The organism is Oryzifoliimicrobium ureilyticum (assembly GCF_037199735.1).
Classification (GTDB): domain Bacteria; phylum Pseudomonadota; class Alphaproteobacteria; order Rhizobiales; family Rhizobiaceae; genus Rhizobium; species Rhizobium ureilyticus.
The window spans coordinates 21,243-37,374 of sequence record NZ_JBBBVQ010000015.1 but is presented as its reverse complement, the minus strand read 5'-3'; the positions used below and the strand labels follow the sequence as shown (position 1 = coordinate 37,374).

At 55.0% G+C, this 16,132-nt stretch carries 13 protein-coding genes; 9 read left to right on the top strand and 4 right to left on the bottom strand.

Annotation, left to right across the window (positions count from 1 at the left end; genetic code table 11):
• Nucleotides 1-230: 230 nt before the first annotated feature.
• Both VQ830_RS19155 and VQ830_RS19150 read left to right on the top strand, forming a co-directional pair.
• Complete coding sequence (locus VQ830_RS19155) at nucleotides 231-1,403, top strand: acetate/propionate family kinase (protein WP_337269751.1); 1,173 nt, start codon at nucleotides 231-233, stop codon at nucleotides 1,401-1,403.
• A 10-nt stretch (nucleotides 1,404-1,413) separates the two neighbouring features.
• On the top strand, nucleotides 1,414-3,795 hold the full coding sequence (locus VQ830_RS19150; RefSeq protein WP_337269750.1) for a phosphoketolase family protein: 2,382 nt from the start codon (nucleotides 1,414-1,416) through the stop codon (nucleotides 3,793-3,795).
• 12 nt (nucleotides 3,796-3,807) lie between these two features.
• Here VQ830_RS19150 and VQ830_RS19145 read toward each other — a convergent pair whose 3' ends face one another.
• A complete protein-coding gene (locus VQ830_RS19145) occupies nucleotides 3,808-4,902 on the bottom strand; it encodes an RgsD C-terminal domain-containing protein (RefSeq protein WP_337269749.1) in 1,095 nt (364 codons plus the stop codon).
• A 113-nt stretch (nucleotides 4,903-5,015) separates the two neighbouring features.
• Between VQ830_RS19145 and VQ830_RS19140 the strand changes: the two genes are divergently transcribed.
• The 3 genes from VQ830_RS19140 to VQ830_RS19130 all read left to right on the top strand — a co-directional run bounded on the left by VQ830_RS19140 (nucleotide 5,016) and on the right by VQ830_RS19130 (nucleotide 7,485).
• The gene (locus VQ830_RS19140) at nucleotides 5,016-5,597 is read left to right on the top strand and encodes a nitroreductase family protein (RefSeq protein WP_337269748.1); all 582 of its coding nucleotides are present in this window, start codon (nucleotides 5,016-5,018) and stop codon (nucleotides 5,595-5,597) included.
• Nucleotides 5,598-5,601: 4 nt separating this feature from the next.
• Complete coding sequence (locus tag VQ830_RS19135; RefSeq protein WP_337269747.1) at nucleotides 5,602-6,204, top strand: flavin reductase family protein; 603 nt, start codon at nucleotides 5,602-5,604, stop codon at nucleotides 6,202-6,204.
• 141 nt (nucleotides 6,205-6,345) lie between these two features.
• Complete coding sequence (locus VQ830_RS19130; protein WP_337269746.1) at nucleotides 6,346-7,485, top strand: DUF2336 domain-containing protein; 1,140 nt, start codon at nucleotides 6,346-6,348, stop codon at nucleotides 7,483-7,485.
• A gap of 115 nt (nucleotides 7,486-7,600) precedes the next feature.
• Here the strand turns inward: VQ830_RS19130 and VQ830_RS19125 are convergent, their stop codons facing one another.
• The 3 genes from VQ830_RS19125 to parE form a co-directional block, all read right to left on the bottom strand.
• Nucleotides 7,601-7,999, bottom strand: coding sequence for a hypothetical protein (locus VQ830_RS19125; protein ID WP_337269745.1), 399 nt, complete (start codon nucleotides 7,997-7,999; stop codon nucleotides 7,601-7,603).
• 155 nt (nucleotides 8,000-8,154) lie between these two features.
• Nucleotides 8,155-9,300: an AI-2E family transporter gene (locus VQ830_RS19120; RefSeq protein ID WP_438618297.1), complete on the bottom strand. Its 1,146-nt coding sequence runs from the start codon at nucleotides 9,298-9,300 to the stop codon at nucleotides 8,155-8,157.
• A gap of 235 nt (nucleotides 9,301-9,535) precedes the next feature.
• The gene (gene parE, locus VQ830_RS19115; RefSeq protein WP_337269861.1) at nucleotides 9,536-11,602 is read right to left on the bottom strand and encodes a DNA topoisomerase IV subunit B; all 2,067 of its coding nucleotides are present in this window, start codon (nucleotides 11,600-11,602) and stop codon (nucleotides 9,536-9,538) included.
• 208 nt (nucleotides 11,603-11,810) lie between these two features.
• On the opposite strand from parE, the gene VQ830_RS19110 reads away from it, so the two are divergent.
• The 4 genes from VQ830_RS19110 (at nucleotide 11,811) to pyrG (ending at nucleotide 16,050) form a co-directional block, all read left to right on the top strand.
• Nucleotides 11,811-12,695: an alpha/beta hydrolase gene (locus VQ830_RS19110; RefSeq protein WP_337269743.1), complete on the top strand. Its 885-nt coding sequence runs from the start codon at nucleotides 11,811-11,813 to the stop codon at nucleotides 12,693-12,695.
• A 125-nt stretch (nucleotides 12,696-12,820) separates the two neighbouring features.
• A complete protein-coding gene (gene tpiA, locus VQ830_RS19105; RefSeq protein ID WP_337269742.1) occupies nucleotides 12,821-13,591 on the top strand; it encodes a triose-phosphate isomerase in 771 nt (256 codons plus the stop codon).
• Between the two features lie 93 nt (nucleotides 13,592-13,684).
• Entirely contained in the window at nucleotides 13,685-14,239 is a 555-nt protein-coding gene (gene secG, locus VQ830_RS19100) for a preprotein translocase subunit SecG (protein ID WP_337269741.1), read from the top strand.
• Nucleotides 14,240-14,412: 173 nt separating this feature from the next.
• Nucleotides 14,413-16,050, top strand: coding sequence for a CTP synthase (gene pyrG, locus VQ830_RS19095; protein ID WP_337269740.1), 1,638 nt, complete (start codon nucleotides 14,413-14,415; stop codon nucleotides 16,048-16,050).
• The last annotated feature ends 82 nt before the right edge of the window (nucleotides 16,051-16,132 follow it).

Below are 16,132 nucleotides of genomic sequence, written 5' to 3'. Positions count from 1 at the left end.
CTTCTGCGACGGAAACGAGGCAGGGTTTTTTGTTGCTGTTGTCGAAAGCGAACCAGCGGCCAACTCGGCCCAGATCATTGATCCCCATCAAAGCAGTAAGCTGCCCATCTGTTATGATCCCGGTCGTTATTCAAACGCCCGGGGGCCTTAGTGCGACCTAAACATTTGTCACAAGGCAACCCTTCCCGCGACCGCGCGTTCGACCAGAAGGTGTAATGTGAGGGACAAAAATGCAGAACGTCGCTCTAACCTTCAATACTGGTTCATCAAGCATCAAGATCGGTGTTTTCGCGATTGACGGAAACAAGGCGGTTCAGCTTGGCAAGGGCAGTCTCAGCTTCGGAGACAATGCTAACCTGCACTATTCAGGCGAGGGGATAGAAGGTCGACTCGATCTTGGCACTGTCGAAGAGGTCGATGATCGTCTCATCGCGAAATTAAGCGATTATGTTCTTCCCACTTCTTCCAATCTCGTCCTTACGGGACATCGGGTCGTTCATGGTGGTTCACAATTTCGCGGGCCTGTGTTGGCGACCGCCGAATCGCTTGCTGCACTCGAGGCGCTTGTTCCTCTTGCACCGCTTCACCAGCCGGGCGCTTTGCGTGTCATCCGAGCGGTCGCTAAGGCTCACCCTGAAGTGCCGCAAACGATATCATTCGACACTGCCTTTCACGCGACGCAAAAACCGGAGGCGGTTCGACTCGCGATCCCAAGATCTCTGCACGAAGCCGGCATAAGGCGCTACGGCTTTCACGGTCTTTCGTACAAATTCATCGCGCGCCAGCTGGTGACGGTTGATCCTGATATCGCTAATGGAAGGATAATCTGCGCACATCTAGGCAGCGGAGCAAGTCTTTGCGCTATGTCCGGTGGTGTCAGCCGTGACACGAGCATGGGCTTTTCAGCCCTGGACGGCATTCCCATGGCCACGAGGCCGGGTGCGCTTGATGCCGGCGTCGTGGTGCATTTCTTGCGCGAACATCATCCCAGTCCTGATCAACTGGAGGATTTTCTGTACCACCAGTGCGGTCTTCTCGGCGTCTCGGAGATCAGCGGCAATACGCGTGAACTGCTGGAGAGCAAAGCATCCGCGGCAAAGGAAGCACTGGATCTCTTCTATTTTAGGATCGCCGGTGAAATTGGGCGCCTCGCCATCGCGATCGGCGGGCTCGACGCCTTAGTCTTCACGGCCGGCATTGGGGAAAATCAGCCAGCGGTCCGCTCAAGTGTGGCTGGTTATCTCGCCTTTCTTGGGTTGAAACTTGACGAGCATGCGAACGACAAATCCGCCTGCCTCATCAGCGCACCCGAGAGCTCGATCAAGGTGTTTGTCATTCAAACAAATGAAGAAAAAATCATTGCAGATGAGGGCCTTGAGGTCATCTCTAAACCCAATACATAAGGATGAGATCATGCAGACAGTCAAACCTGAAGAGCTATCAGATCACGAGGTCAAGCTGATCGACAGATATTGGCGGGCTGCTAACTACCTGTCGGTCGGACAGATCTACCTCATGGACAATCCGCTTCTGCAGGAGTCGCTCAAGCCGGAACATATCAAGCCAAGACTACTCGGCCATTGGGGAACGACCCCGGGTTTGAATTTTATCTACGCTCATCTCAACAGGATGATCAAGCAGCGCGATTTAGACGTGCTCTACATTTGTGGACCAGGCCATGGCGGCCCGGGCATGGTGGCAAACACCTATCTTGAGGGCACTTACAGCGAGATATATCCGGACATTCCAGAGAACGTCGAAGGAATGCGACGGCTATTTAAACAATTCTCATTTCCCGGCGGAATTCCCAGCCATGCTGCGCCGGAGACACCCGGATCAATCCACGAAGGCGGAGAGCTCGGCTATGCGCTTGTGCATGCCTTCGGTGCCGCTTTTGACAACCCCGATTTGGTTGTCGCCTGTGTGGTTGGCGATGGCGAAGCGGAAACCGGCCCGCTGGCAGCTGCATGGCATTCCACCAAGTTCCTGAACCCGGCACGTGACGGGGCGGTTTTGCCGATTCTGCATTTGAACGGATATAAAATCGCGAACCCGACGATCCTAGGCAGAAGTAGTGATGAGGATCTGGAGCGGCTGTTCACCGGCTATGGTTATCAGCCGATATTCGTTGAAGGATATGAGCCTGAGAAGATGCACCGCGAAATGGCGAAGGCGTTTGATCGTGCCTTCGACCAGATTAGGGAGTTTCAGCACCAAGCACGCCAAGGTACCGCCTCGTCGACGGTTCCGCGCTGGCCAATGGTTATCTTGCGGAGCCCTAAAGGCTGGACAGGACCCAAAGAGGTTGATGGGAAAAAGGTCGAGGGTTTCTGGCGCGCCCATCAGGTTCCTGTCGGAAACTGCCGAGCCGACGACGGACATAGAGCGATCCTGGAAGAATGGATGCGCAGTTATGATCCAGACGATCTCTTCGATGCAGACGGCCGACTGAGAGACGATCTCAGATCGCTCGCACCCACAGGTGAGAAACGCATGGGCGCAACTCCCTTTGCCAATGGGGGCTTGCTTCGCACAGAGCTTGTTTTACCCGACATCAGCGCCTCAGCCGTCGATATCGGGGAAAGAGGTGCGAAGCAGGTCCAGTCTACCGAAATTCTCGGCAGATATCTGACGCAGGTCATCAAACTGAATGCGGACACGAAGAACTTCCGCATCGTCGGCCCGGATGAGACGGAGTCTAACCGCCTTGGCGACGTCTTCGAGGAGACGCAGCGTGTTTGGATGCAAGCCATCGAAGACTACGACGTGCACCTTGCGCGTGACGGCCGGGTGATGGAGGTGTTGAGTGAACACCTGTGTCAGGGATGGCTTGAAGGTTATCTTCTGACAGGTCGCCATGGACTTTTCTCCTGCTACGAAGCCTTCATCCACATCATCGACTCGATGTTCAATCAACATGCAAAATGGCTCAAGGTGTCGCGTGAACTTGCCTGGAGAAAGCCAATCTCATCGCTCAACTACCTGCTGACCTCTCATGTCTGGCGCCAAGATCACAATGGCTTTTCCCATCAGGACCCTGGCTTCATCGACCTGGTTGCAAACAAGAAAGCTGACATCGTTCGCATTTATCTACCGCCGGATGCCAATACCCTTCTGTGGGTCGCCGATCATTGCATGAGAACCTACAACAGGATCAATGTCATCGTTGCGGGCAAGCAGCCTGAAGCGCAATATCTTTCCATCGAGGAAGCGACTGCTCACTGCCAACAAGGCATCGGCACTTGGGAATGGGCTAGTTTCGAAGACGATGCAATTGCACCGGATGTCGTCATGGCTTGCGCGGGTGACGTGCCGACCATGGAGACCTTGGCAGCAGTCATGCTTCTTCATGACTTAATCCCGCAGCTCAAAATCAGGACCGTCAATGTCGTGGATCTTCTGGCGCTTCAAGATCCAGAACAACATCCTCACGGGCTGGATGGCGATCGCTTCGATGCCATATTCACGAAGGATAAGCCTGTCATTTTTGCCTATCACGGTTACCCCTACCTCATTCATCGGCTCACGTACCGCCGCACGAACCACGACAATTTTCATGTAAGAGGTTTCATTGAGGAGGGAACCACGACCACGCCCTTTGATATGACAGTCTTGAATGAACTGGACCGCTATCACTTAGCTCTGGAAGCTATTGCGCGTGTCCCAGGGCTTGCTGAGCAAGTTCCGACTGCTATAGAAACACTCTCAGCCAAGTTGGACGAGCACCGAGCCTATGTCCGAGAATATGGCGAAGACCTGCCGGAAATTCGCGACTGGAGATGGAGGCCGCAATAAAGCGGCTGACGGTCAATCCGTATCGGTGCTGGTGCTCGAGCCGCCTCGCAATTCATCGAAACTGGGCAGCGGCGCGGTATTCGAGGATGGCGGCTGGCCTTCGGGTGCTGATTGCTGAACTTGAAGCGTCTTTGCTGCGGTATTTGCTGGCTGCTGCGGTTGCAAGTCGGCCATCAAGACCTCGACATCGATGTTACGTCCCGCCACTACCTTGAAATCGCGTTGATAGATTTTGTCTTTGTTGCGAGCGACGGCTGAATATTCGCCTTCCGACAACACCATCGTCGGAAAGGCACTGACGCTTTCGCCGACGCTGTCGCCTGACTTCGTCAAAATCGACCATGCAGTATCCGCAATCGCTTCTCCCCCATGTTCGGAGACAAGTTTGAAGGTAATCTGCGCCGCCTTGTGTTGGATCGTCGCCTGCGTCAACTTGCCGGCCTCTACCTGAATGTCAGCACGGACAGATGCGTTCACATCCCCATATTGTGAGACAATATGGTAGGTTCCCGCATTGAGCCTTACTACTGTATCGGGCGGGACATTCGCCATCACCAATCCTCGCTCGCCGTCCTCGCGAACTTCGGAGGAGTAAATCGAAAAGCTCAGTTGATCCGGGCGAATGCGAACATCAGATCCCGATACCGCGTTCAGGAGGAGGCCGCCGGCATCCAGAACCATTGTTTGGCGCGCCGGCTCGCCTTGATCCTCGACTGTGAGCTTCCGAGTGGCGCCTGCTCGTCCGAAAGACACGTTAACGAAGTAATCGCCAGGCGCCAGCTGGAAATTCGCCGATCCGCCCCGCGATGTCGCAACCATTGGAAGTTTGCCGTCCGGCCCGGGGACAGGGCTGAAGACATACCATACCAAGCCGTCCTCGATTGCAGGGCCATCCTTAGTCAATTTTGCGTCAAACCCTACAGAATGAAGCTTCACGCCTTCCGGGACTGTTCCGGGCGCAACGAAAGCATCTGGCTTCGACGTCTTGCTGGTCGTATCGAGTTGATGAAATTGTTGAAATGGATTTTCGGCAAGAGCAGGCAATTGTGCAGCGGCGACAAGGCTTGCCGCAAGGGTGATGCGCCCGGCAAGAGAAACGGCTCTCATCGTGTTCTGTCGCAGCAATTGACATTATATCTCATACAAGCCACTTCAAAACCAATGCCATGGCAAATTCAAGACCCTGCCTGGCCTCGATGATAGATAATGAAAGCTTCCCCATGAAATCAGATATCAAGCTGATCGACTACTTGGCCACCCGCCGTTCCATTCCTGCATTTCAGATGTGCGAACCTGGGCCTGACAAGGCTGAAATTGAAGATATCTTGCGCTTAGCCGTTCGGGTTCCCGATCATGGCAAACTCGCACCATGGCGTTTCATCATTTACCGGGGCGAGGAAAGGGCGCGCCTTGGCGAAGAGCTGCTTAAACTTGCTCTTAAAGCCAAGCCTGATCTTTCGGCTGAAATGATTGAGGTCGAGAGGAACCGTTTTACGCGCGCGCCTGTGGTTGTTGGCGTAATGAGCACGGCTGCGCCGCACGTCAAAATACCCGAATGGGAGCAGGTCATGTCAGCCGGCGCGGTGTGCCTCAATCTCATCATGTCTGCGAATGCCCATGGATATGTCGCCAATTGGCTGTCCGAATGGTTCGCCTTCGATGAGCGCGCTTATCCGCTTCTTGGCGTGCGGGACGGAGAGAAAGTGGCTGGCTTTATCCATATCGGATCCACAACCTTCCCACCTGTCGAACGCCCGCGGCCCGAATTGTCTGACGTCGTTACCTGGCATGGCGAAAGCTGAGAGCATGTTCTACACCACCGATACAAATCGCCACGGCCTTTCGCATGATCCGTTCAAGGCAATCGTCTCGCCGCGGCCGATCGGCTGGATCGGAACCAAGGGCAAGGATGGCTCGCTCAATCTCGGCCCTTATTCGTTTTTCAACGCGGTGTCCGATCGGCCTAAGCTGGTCATGTTCTCATCGGCAGGCGCAAAACACAGCGTAAAAAACGCTGAGGAAACCGGTGTCTTCACCTGCAACTTTGTCGGCAGGGATTTGGTGGAGAAAATGAACCTGTCGTCGGCTGCGCTGCCATATGGTGTCGATGAATTTTCCTTTGCTGGCCTGACGCCAGAAATGGGAAAGATCGTCGATGCGCCCTACGTCGCCGAAGCGCTTGCCGTCCTCGAGTGCAAGGTCACGGAGATCATCGTCCCAAAAGGTCTGGATTGCGCGCCCTCTGAAAACATTATGGCCTTTGGCCAGGTGGTCGGTATCCACATCGATGAAGGCATCATCAGAGACGGGCGTCTCGATATGGCGCTGGCAAAGCCCGTAGCTCGTTTGGGATATATGGACTATAACGAAGCGAGCGAAGTGTTCGAAATGATGCGACCGAAAGTCTAAGTCGTCGCAAGAAGCTTGGTCGGACGGATCTGAAAAAGTAATGAGCTCAATAACATGGTGAACGGAAAGTAAACCATTTGTCTTTACGGTTTTCATAAGGGTACCGCGCTTTCGGAAGCGCGATGAGAATCGGGGCGTATTGTGGTCGTTGACGCTTTTCTTCGTTGGGCACGAGGTGCGAAGTCTAAGGATAGAGCGCGCGCTGCAAATGCGTTAGGGCGGGCCTATCTTCTCTCGCCAATGTCTGTCGACGAACGGCATGCGGCAGAAATGGCGATGGTCTATCTCCTTGACGATCCGGCGCCGGCTGTGCGCGCAGCGCTTTCAGAAGCTCTGGCTTGGTCGAAAGACGCTCCACGCGCCGTCGTTTTGTCACTGGCTGGCGATAAGCCTGAAGTGGCGGGCCACGTGTTGATATGTTCGCCACTGCTGTCCGATCATGATCTGGTTGAGATTGCAGTTCGTGGCAGCAGCGCGACGCGCATGATGATTGCTGCGAGAGCGCAGCTTTCCCCGTCGGTTTGCGCAGCCATCGCGGAAATTGGAGATAAAGACGAACTGCTCTGTTTGTTGGAAAATGAGGGTGCGTCGCTGCCGTCCTTTTCACTTACCCGGATCGCGGAACGGTTCGGACATAACAACGAAATCAGGGATGTTCTCTTGTCGAGGTCGGATCTGACGCTGCAAGCGCGCCATTTGCTGGCAATGCGGCTATCCGCTGCTTTCGCAGACATGCCGTTGGTCCAGGCCGTACTTCCGCAAGATCATCTAGAAGAGATGGCGCGTGAGGCGCTGGAGACGACAGCGTGTGCCATCGCCGAAGAGGCTTTGCCAGAGCAGCTTCCTGAGCTTGTCGGCTTTTTGCAACAAACCGAACAGCTGACTACCTCGCTTATGATGCGTGCCCTCTGCACCGGCAGAACCGAATTCTTTGCGGCAGCCATCGTCGCTTTGACACGATGCGATGAGCGCCGTGTTCGCTCGGTGATCGCAAACGGTCGCAGTCACGCTGTATCTGCGCTCTATGATTTGGCTGGTATTCCTTCCGACATGACCGTCGTCTTTGTTGAGGCGACGATGTTATGGAGGAATGCCGCGGCTAGCCGGCGAGAAACGATCATGGCCGGTGTGACGCGCAAGCTGGTGTCACGTTTCGGTAAAGCGGGTGGGCAGCTAAATTCAAGACAAGAACTCATTGATTTTGTGCAACGACTTCAGATCGACGAACAGCGAGCCTTTGCACGCCAATATGCGTCGTCGCGCCTTTTGACTGCCGCCTAATCGCTGCTCAAAAATAGAAATTGCGACAAAGCGCTTTAAGCACAGGCAAGCGGAGTCGGGGTCTCGTCGAACAGCTCGTGGTTTCACGAAACTGGGGTCTGCTTCCTCCGAGGACTCAGAACTGACGTACCATCCAGGCATAGCCATCCGACACGTAATGTACCGGTTTGGCAATGACGGTGGTCATTGCATTGCCTGACGGAAGATGCGCTCTTACTTCAGCAGCGATCCGTGCAGCAAAGCTGGGAGACTGCACGGTCTCTAAAGGCGGTTTGGGTTGGTTTTCTGGCGGGGTTGCAGCAACTGTCGGACTTACTTCCTCTGATTGAGGTTTTTCGCATACCGCAATAACAGTGGGGTAATTTGCGTTTGTATAGAGCTGAACTCTCTTTTCAGAGGCAGTGTTACAGTCAGCAACCGTTTCCCACTTCTTGTCGACCGTCGCGACATAGCGGCAGCTCGTCACCGCGTCGTTGCATCCTAAAATCGTCATTGCAATAAGAGCAGCAGACATATCGGATTCTTTCAATGAAGATCTAAAGCGCCTGTTGTGCCCCTGAATTGAAACCGAAAGAAGGCAAGGCCCTAAACTCACTGGCGAGATGACAGGCTGTTTCACACCAGTTCCGAGGTCGGCTCAGCGTGCCTTCCGACATCGCTTTACCAATATCAGCCTTCGGCAATACGACGTGTCGGAGGCTGAGTTTCGCCAATAACGGCCTCCGCCATTGGCTCTTCCGGGGTCTCTGCGATATCACGCAACCACTCGCGCCATATCGCCACGAGAAGCGCCATGAGCACCGGTCCAATGAACAGTCCCAGAAAGCCCATAGTCTTCACACCGCCAACCAGGCCGAAGAATGTGGGAAGGAAAGGAAGCTTGATAGGCCCGCCCACAAGCTTTGGTCGCAGCGTCTTATCAACAATGAAGAGTTCGACCGTCCCCCAGGTCAATAGGGCAATCCCGGCAACATGCGAACCGCTTGCCACGAGATAGACCGAAACAAGGGTGAAGGAGAGGGGCGCGCCACCTGGTATCAAGGCCATGATGCCGGTGATGACGCCGAGGGTAACGGGTGAGGGAACGCCAGCGATAAAATAGGCAACGCCGAGAACGATGCCCTCGCCAATAGCGATCAATGTCATGCCCACGACAGTGGAACTGATGGTAGCCGGAACGACGCGCGAAATCCGTTCCCACCGATTGGGGAGTATTCGCTCGCCCAGCATATCGATCTGACGGGAAAACGCGCTACCATCGCGGTAGACAAAGAACAGCGCTATCAGCATGAAAAGCATGGTTAGGAGAAGGTGAAACGCATTACCACCTGCCACCACGACGGCCCGATAGATATTTCCGATATGCGCACCGCTGACTGCCTGAATAAACTCGCCCAATGCGCCGGGGCTGCCCACATATTTTGTCCAGATCTGGTCCACATAAGGGCCAGCAAAGGGTAGCGCCAGCATCCATTGCGGTGTCGGTGCGCCTTCGCGATTTGCTTTGATCGCCCAAGTCAGCCAGTCTTTCACTTCGCCGGTCGTGTAGTGAATGGCAAAACCGAGCGGAAGCACAATGAAGGCCACGATGCAGATGATCGCGATTGTAGCTGCAATCGTCGTGTTTCCATTCACCTGCGACAAAAGTCGACGAAATAGCGGCCAGCTGGCAAATCCGATGACAAGGGCAGCCAGCACAGGGATAAGGAAGCCGTGGAAGAAGTAAACACCTGCAGCGGCGATAAGAAGCAACAGCCACCGGGCCGCAGAAATAGACGGAATGAGAGGCGTTCGGGCTGGGCCCGTCGGCCCAATCCAACGCGGGGCGCTCTTCCTATTGCTGCTTTTGGTGGGAAGGCTCAACGTAATGCTCCGGCTCGTGTCTCGGGAATATGGGCGTTGCGGTTGACGCGTGCAATAACAACACGAGCTTTAGTGCCCGGTTTGCTCAACCGGTTCGCCCCCAATGGTTAGTTCCATTAGATCCTAGTTGTGCAATCATTGTGACGGCGTCAGGTCAAATGGCAAGATGCTTCCGTTATTCTCGGCCTCAAATGTCGAGATTTTCCGCGAAGGCTGCTCTTTCTTGGATAAAGCGGAAGCGCGCATCCGCTTTCGTTCCCATCAGATCATCCACTGCCGTCCGTGTACCTTCGAAATCCACTTCGTCAATGCCAACGCGAAGAAGCGTCCGCTTTGTGGGATCCATGGTCGTTTCCTTCAACTGAGCCGGCAACATCTCGCCGAGACCTTTGAAGCGGGAAATTTCGATCTTGCCCTTGCCCCTGAATTCTTTCTCCATCAGCTGCTGGCGATGAATATCATCGCGAGCATAGGCCGATTTCGCGCCCTGCGTGATTTTGAAAAGTGGCGGAACAGCAAGGAACAGGTGACCGCCGCGGATGAGTTCCGGCATTTCCTGATAAAAGAAGGTGATGAGGAGCGAGGCAATATGGGCACCGTCCACGTCCGCATCGGTCATGATGATGATGCGTTCGTAGCGAAGGTCCTCTTCGCGATATTTGGTGCGTGTTCCGCATCCTAGCGCCTGAATCAGATCCGCAAGCTGTTGATTGGCTGACAGCTTTTCACGACCCGCCGAGGCGACGTTGAGAATCTTCCCTCGAAGCGGCAAGATCGCCTGGTTGGCGCGATTGCGCGCTTGCTTCGCCGAGCCGCCTGCCGAATCGCCCTCAACGATGAAGAGTTCGGCGCCTTCTGCCGTGTTCTGCGAGCAGTCGGCGAGCTTGCCAGGAAGGCGTAGCTTGCGGACAGCCGTCTTACGATTGACTTCCTTCTCTTTACGCCGGCGCAGCCGCTCTTCTGCGCGCTCAATCACCCAATCGAGAAGTTTGGCCGCTTCCGCTGGATTGCCCGCAAGATAGTGATCGAAAGGATCACGCAGCGCATTTTCGACAATCCTCTGTGCTTCTACGGTGGCGAGCTTGTCTTTCGTCTGCCCAACGAATTCCGGCTCTCGTATGAAGACCGAAAGCATGCCGATCCCCGAGATCATCACGTCGTCCGTGGTAATCTGCTGGGCGCGCTTGTTTTGCGTCAACTCAGCGTAGTTCTTCAGGCCTTTGGTCAATGCAATGCGCAGACCGGCTTCATGCGTGCCGCCTTCTGGCGTCGGGATCGTGTTACAATAAGAGTGGACTTGAGGGTCGCCGCCATACCATGTGATGGCCCACTCCACCGATCCATGGCCGCTTGTTTTCTCTGTCTTGCCCGCAAAGATTTCCCGCGTCACGGTGAACTCTTTGCCCATGGTCGCCTGAAGGTAATCCTTCAGGCCGCCAGGGAAATGAAACACCGCTTTGTCAGGAATATCCGATCCTTCCGGCAATAGGCCGGCTTCGCAGCTCCAGCGGATTTCGACGCCGCCAAAAAGATAGGCCTTCGATCGCGCCATGCGAAACACGCGGCCTGGATCGAACTTAGCGTGTTCGCCAAAGATCTGCGGATCGGGATGGAAGCGCACACGGGTACCGCGGCGATTATGGACGTCGCCGAGTTCTTCTAGTCCGGCCAGTGGAACGCCGCGGGAAAATCGCTGACGATAAAGCTTCTTACCGCGAGCAACTTCGACCTCGAGAATATCCGAAAGCGCATTGACAACCGAAACGCCGACGCCGTGCAAGCCACCGGAGGTTTCATAAGCCTTGCCGTCGAATTTGCCGCCAGCGTGCAGCTTGGTCATGATGACTTCGAGGGTGGACTTCCCCGGAACCTGAGGGTGATTTTCCACTGGGATCCCACGACCATTATCAGTCACGGTCAGCGATCCATCCAACGCAAGATAAACATCGATGAAATCGGCGTGGCCGGCCACGGCCTCATCCATCGAGTTGTCGATCACTTCGGCGAAAAGATGATGAAACGCTTTCTCATCCGTTCCACCGATATACATGCCCGGTCGCATGCGGACAGGCTCGAGGCCTTCCAGCACGCGGATGGAGGACGCACCGTAATCATCTCCCGATGCAGATGCCGAGACCGCCGCATTGGGTTTCACGATGCTGGTCGCCTTTGCCGGTTCGCCGGAAGCATCGTTTGACGCCTTTGACTTCTGATCGATGGGAAGAGCGGAGAAAAGGTCGTTGCTATCGTCCATGAGGTCGTTCAGATCTTCCGTATCGTGATGGATGCGCCTGACGCGGAATAGCGACATTACGTGACAGGCTTGCGAATCGGGCCGATTCTGCCAGAAAGCGCGTCTCTATGCGACGCTACTCAAACTGACGCGTCGCGCTCTCAAATAACTGATTTGCTTTGTTGGCGGACGAATGGCAAGCCGCTGGCGCGAAAGAGGAGCCTGAGATATGCCGATGTCCACAAGTCATTGCCGTTATTTCGCGACAATTGCGGCATTTTTTCTGTTTACTGCGCCTAATTCGACCAACGCGGAGACCTTGCCGCCTTACAAGGACGAATTGTTTTCAACACAACAGGTGCTTTCCAGCGCGGATGGCGGCGCATTCAAAGTCATTGGATATGATGAAATGCGCGATATCAACGGTCGCGACGACATACCCGAACGCCGCGTTCAGCAGAAATATGTGTCGCTTGCGATCAAAAAGCTACAGGTTGAAGAAACGCTGTCATTGAACGGCAAGAGGATCGACGTCACGCGTGTTGGGCCTGCAAAAAACGCGGCCTTTACTGTGATATTCATCCACGGCAGAGATGGCACCCGGCGCCTCGGGGCGAATGACTTTACCTTTGGCGGAAACTTCAATCGTCTGAAAAATCTGGTCGCCGGCAATGGCGGCGTCTATTACTCACCGACGGTGAAGACCTTCGACAGCGATGGCGCTAGCGCCGTCGCCGAGTTGATCCGCTACGCCAGTGAAAATGCGCCCGGCCGTCCCGTTATTCTTGCCTGCGCTTCCATGGGCAGTCAGATCTGCTGGGGCGAAACACGCGATCAAGCAAGCGTGGCGCGGTTGAAAGGGATGGTCATCCTCAGCGGGGTCATGGATCCGGATTTCCAGAAGAGCCCTTACTTCAAGGCAAAGCGTCCCATCTGGTTCGGGCATGGGAGCCGCGATCCGGTCTATTCGGCAGCCGATCAGCAGGGGCTTTTTGAAAAGCTTCACAAGAGCGGCTATCCGACGCGCTTCACGCTCTTCGATACCGGTAATCATGGAACGCCAATCAGAATGATTGATTGGCGCGAGACATTGAACTGGATCCTGTCGTCTTGAAGTCGCGAGCCATGGAACTGAGCGTGCTTCATTCTGCGCGACTTTTTTGATCTCTCCTCTGTTGCCGGCTTTCAATCCGCAGATCGTTTTGTTATGGCCCATACGGGTAATTTGGAGGGGAGAAAATGACGCCAGATGTGCGGCCGCTCGTAGCGGGCAATTGGAAAATGAACGGGACGCGCGACGCGCTTAGCCAAATCAAAGCGATCGCTGAAGGTGTGTCCGGGCCGCTGTCGCAAAAGGTCGAAGCTCTCATCTGCCCTCCCGCGACACTTCTTTATGTTTCGACTGCGCTGGCAACTGACAGCCCGCTTTCAATCGGTGCGCAAGATTGTCACCAGGCGGTCTCCGGTGCTCATACCGGTGACATTTCTGCTGATATGATTGCAGATTGTTTCGGAACTTACGTGATCGTCGGTCACTCGGAGCGGCGAACCGATCATGGGGAAACGGACGCGCTCGTCCGTGCAAAGGCAGAGGCGGCATTTGCAGCCGATCTGACGGCGATTATCTGCATCGGCGAAACCGCGGAAGAGCGTCAGGCAGAGCAGACCTTGCAAGTTCTTAAAAGGCAGCTTCTGGAATCAGTGCCGGATGCCGCTTCTGCAGAAAACACAGTCATCGCCTATGAACCCGTATGGGCCATTGGGACAGGCCTTACGCCGACAGCAGAAGACATCAAGATCGCCCATCAATATATGCGCGATGATCTTGTCGCCCGCTTCGGCGGCGAAGGGAAGAAGATCCGGATTCTTTATGGTGGATCGGTAAAACCCTCAAACGCGGCGGAACTGATGGCAATCGATAATGTCGATGGAGCCTTGGTCGGAGGCGCAAGCTTGAAATCTGCGGACTTCCTTGCCATTTACAGCGCTTACGAAACTCTGCTCGCTTAAAAGCGTCCGCGAGGGCTTGGAATGGGCGCTGGCCTCATGTAAAGAGCCGGCCATAAATAACTATGCCCCGGTCAGGGGCAGGGAAACCAATCAATGCAAACCATTCTGATCGTTATTCACCTCATGATCGTGCTGGCGCTTGTCGGCGTGGTGCTTATTCAGCGCTCTGAAGGCGGGGGCCTTGGGATCGGCGGCGGTTCCGGCTTCATGTCTGCGCGCGGCACGGCAAACGCTTTGACTCGCACGACGGCGATCCTCGCGACACTCTTCTTCCTGACCTCTTTGGGTCTTGGGATTTTGAACCGCTATCAAAACAACACCAGTGACATCTTGAATCGCATTCCGGCAACGAGCGGGCAGGGCAATGGTATTCTTGATTCCCTGAGCCCTTCTAACGGCCAAGCTCCGGCTGCCCCGGCCCAAACGAACGGCAACGGCGTACCGACAGAAGGTTCGCAGGCTCCTGCGCCGAGCGCGCCGTCAAGTGCTGCACCGGCACCTACGAGCCCGGCTGCGCCAGCCGCACCAGCGACAGCGCCCGCGAGCCCGGCGCCATCGACGGCAGCGCCCACCACTCCGTCGCCGTCGACAACCACGCCGGCAGCGCCGTCCCAACCTGCTCCCGGCACCGTTCCGAACGGCCAGTAATCGGGTATGAGAAAGAAGTTACCGGCAGGTTTTACGACCTGCCGGTTTTCTTTTGTTGAAAGCTCTTCACTTCGGTGCACGAACAGAGAGTGCGCCATTGTTCAACTTGGCGCCCCTAAAATCTCTTAGTTGAGAATTTTAGGCTGGCGGAATCGTTTTTGAGAAGGTATCCCATGACTCCCATGGCGCGATATGTATTCATCACAGGCGGCGTGGTTTCCTCTCTTGGCAAGGGAATTGCAGCTGCCGCTTTGGGAGCTCTCCTTCAGGCACGCGGTTACCGTGTTCGCTTGCGTAAGCTCGACCCCTACCTCAACGTCGATCCCGGCACCATGAGCCCCACACAGCATGGGGAGGTCTTCGTGACCGATGATGGCGCGGAAACCGATCTCGACCTCGGTCACTACGAACGCTTTACGGGACGTTCGGCGACGAAGACCGATAACATCACGACGGGCCGGATCTATAAGAACATCATTGATAAAGAACGTCGCGGCGATTACCTCGGCGCGACGGTACAAGTCATTCCGCATGTTACGAACGAGATCAAGGACTTCATTACCGAAGGCAACCAGGACTACGATTTCGTTATCTGTGAAATCGGCGGTACAGTGGGCGATATCGAGGCGATGCCATTCCTGGAGGCTATTCGCCAGCTCGGGAATGATCTTCCTCGCAACACGGCCATCTACCTGCATTTGACGCTGATGCCGTTCATTCCAGCTGCCGGAGAGTTGAAGACAAAGCCGACACAGCATTCGGTCAAGGAACTCCAGGCCCTTGGTATAGCTCCGGATATTCTTCTTGTTCGGGCCGATCGCGAAATCCCTGAAGCCGAACGCAGAAAGCTCTCGCTATTTTGTAACGTCCGTCCATCGGCGGTTATCCAGGCGCTCGACGTTTCCAACATTTATGATGTGCCAATGGCCTATCATAAGGAAGGGCTTGATAACGAAGTGCTGGCTGCTTTTGGGATCGAACCGGCCCCGAAACCGCGCTTGCAGCAATGGGAGGATGTTTGCAATCGCATTCGCACCCCTGAAGGCGAGGTCACGATTGCCATCGTTGGAAAATATACCGGCTTGAAGGACGCGTATAAATCTTTGATCGAGGCCCTGCATCACGGCGGATTTGCCAATCGGGTCAAGGTCAATCTCGAATGGATTGAATCGGAAGTTTTCGAAAAAGAGGATCCTGTTCCCTATCTCGAAAAAGTCCACGGTATTCTGGTTCCAGGCGGCTTCGGCGAGCGTGGTTCGGAAGGTAAGATTTTGGCAGCGCGCTTCGCACGCGAGCGGCAGGTTCCATATTTTGGCATCTGCTTTGGAATGCAAATGGCCGTCATTGAAGCGGCGCGCAGCCTTGCCGGCATTGAAGATGCATCGTCAACGGAATTCGGTCCTTCCAAAGAGCCGGTGGTCGGCTTGATGACGGAATGGTTGAGAGGCAATGAACTGCAGAAGAGAACCGCAAGCGGCGATCTGGGCGGTACCATGCGGCTCGGTGCATATCGGGCAGCTCTGAAGAAAGATACCAAGATCGCCGATATCTATGGGTCGACAGAAATCTCTGAACGTCATCGCCATCGCTACGAAGTGAATATCGACTACAAGGACCGTCTTGAAAGCTGTGGTCTCGTTTTTTCGGGAATGTCGCCTGATGGCGTCTTGCCGGAGACGATCGAATATCCCGATCATCCCTGGTTTATTGGTGTGCAGTATCACCCTGAACTTAAGAGCAGGCCGCTAGATCCGCATCCGCTCTTCTCAAGCTTCATCGGTGCGGCCATCGAGCAAAGCCGCCTCGTGTAGACATACCCGCAACTCAATGGTCAAAAGTGAGCGCCGCCGCGGCTCGAACCGCAGCGGCGCTTTTTTTATTGTCAGCATCCGC

Excerpts from the sequence above, each read along its gene's own strand:
- VQ830_RS19155 (WP_337269751.1), top strand. The coding sequence starts at position 231 with ATGCAGAACGTCGCTCTAACCTTCAATACTGGTTCATCAAGCATCAAG.
- VQ830_RS19150 (WP_337269750.1), top strand. The coding sequence starts at position 1,414 with ATGCAGACAGTCAAACCTGAAGAGCTATCAGATCACGAGGTCAAGCTG.
- VQ830_RS19145 (WP_337269749.1), bottom strand. The coding sequence starts at position 4,902 with ATGAGAGCCGTTTCTCTTGCCGGGCGCATCACCCTTGCGGCAAGCCTT.
- VQ830_RS19140 (WP_337269748.1), top strand. The coding sequence starts at position 5,016 with ATGAAATCAGATATCAAGCTGATCGACTACTTGGCCACCCGCCGTTCC.
- VQ830_RS19135 (WP_337269747.1), top strand. The coding sequence starts at position 5,602 with ATGTTCTACACCACCGATACAAATCGCCACGGCCTTTCGCATGATCCG.
- VQ830_RS19125 (WP_337269745.1), bottom strand. The coding sequence starts at position 7,999 with ATGTCTGCTGCTCTTATTGCAATGACGATTTTAGGATGCAACGACGCG.
- parE (WP_337269861.1), bottom strand. The coding sequence starts at position 11,602 with ATGGACGATAGCAACGACCTTTTCTCCGCTCTTCCCATCGATCAGAAG.
- VQ830_RS19110 (WP_337269743.1), top strand. The coding sequence starts at position 11,811 with ATGCCGATGTCCACAAGTCATTGCCGTTATTTCGCGACAATTGCGGCA.
- tpiA (WP_337269742.1), top strand. The coding sequence starts at position 12,821 with ATGACGCCAGATGTGCGGCCGCTCGTAGCGGGCAATTGGAAAATGAAC.
- secG (WP_337269741.1), top strand. The coding sequence starts at position 13,685 with ATGCAAACCATTCTGATCGTTATTCACCTCATGATCGTGCTGGCGCTT.
- pyrG (WP_337269740.1), top strand. The coding sequence starts at position 14,413 with ATGACTCCCATGGCGCGATATGTATTCATCACAGGCGGCGTGGTTTCC.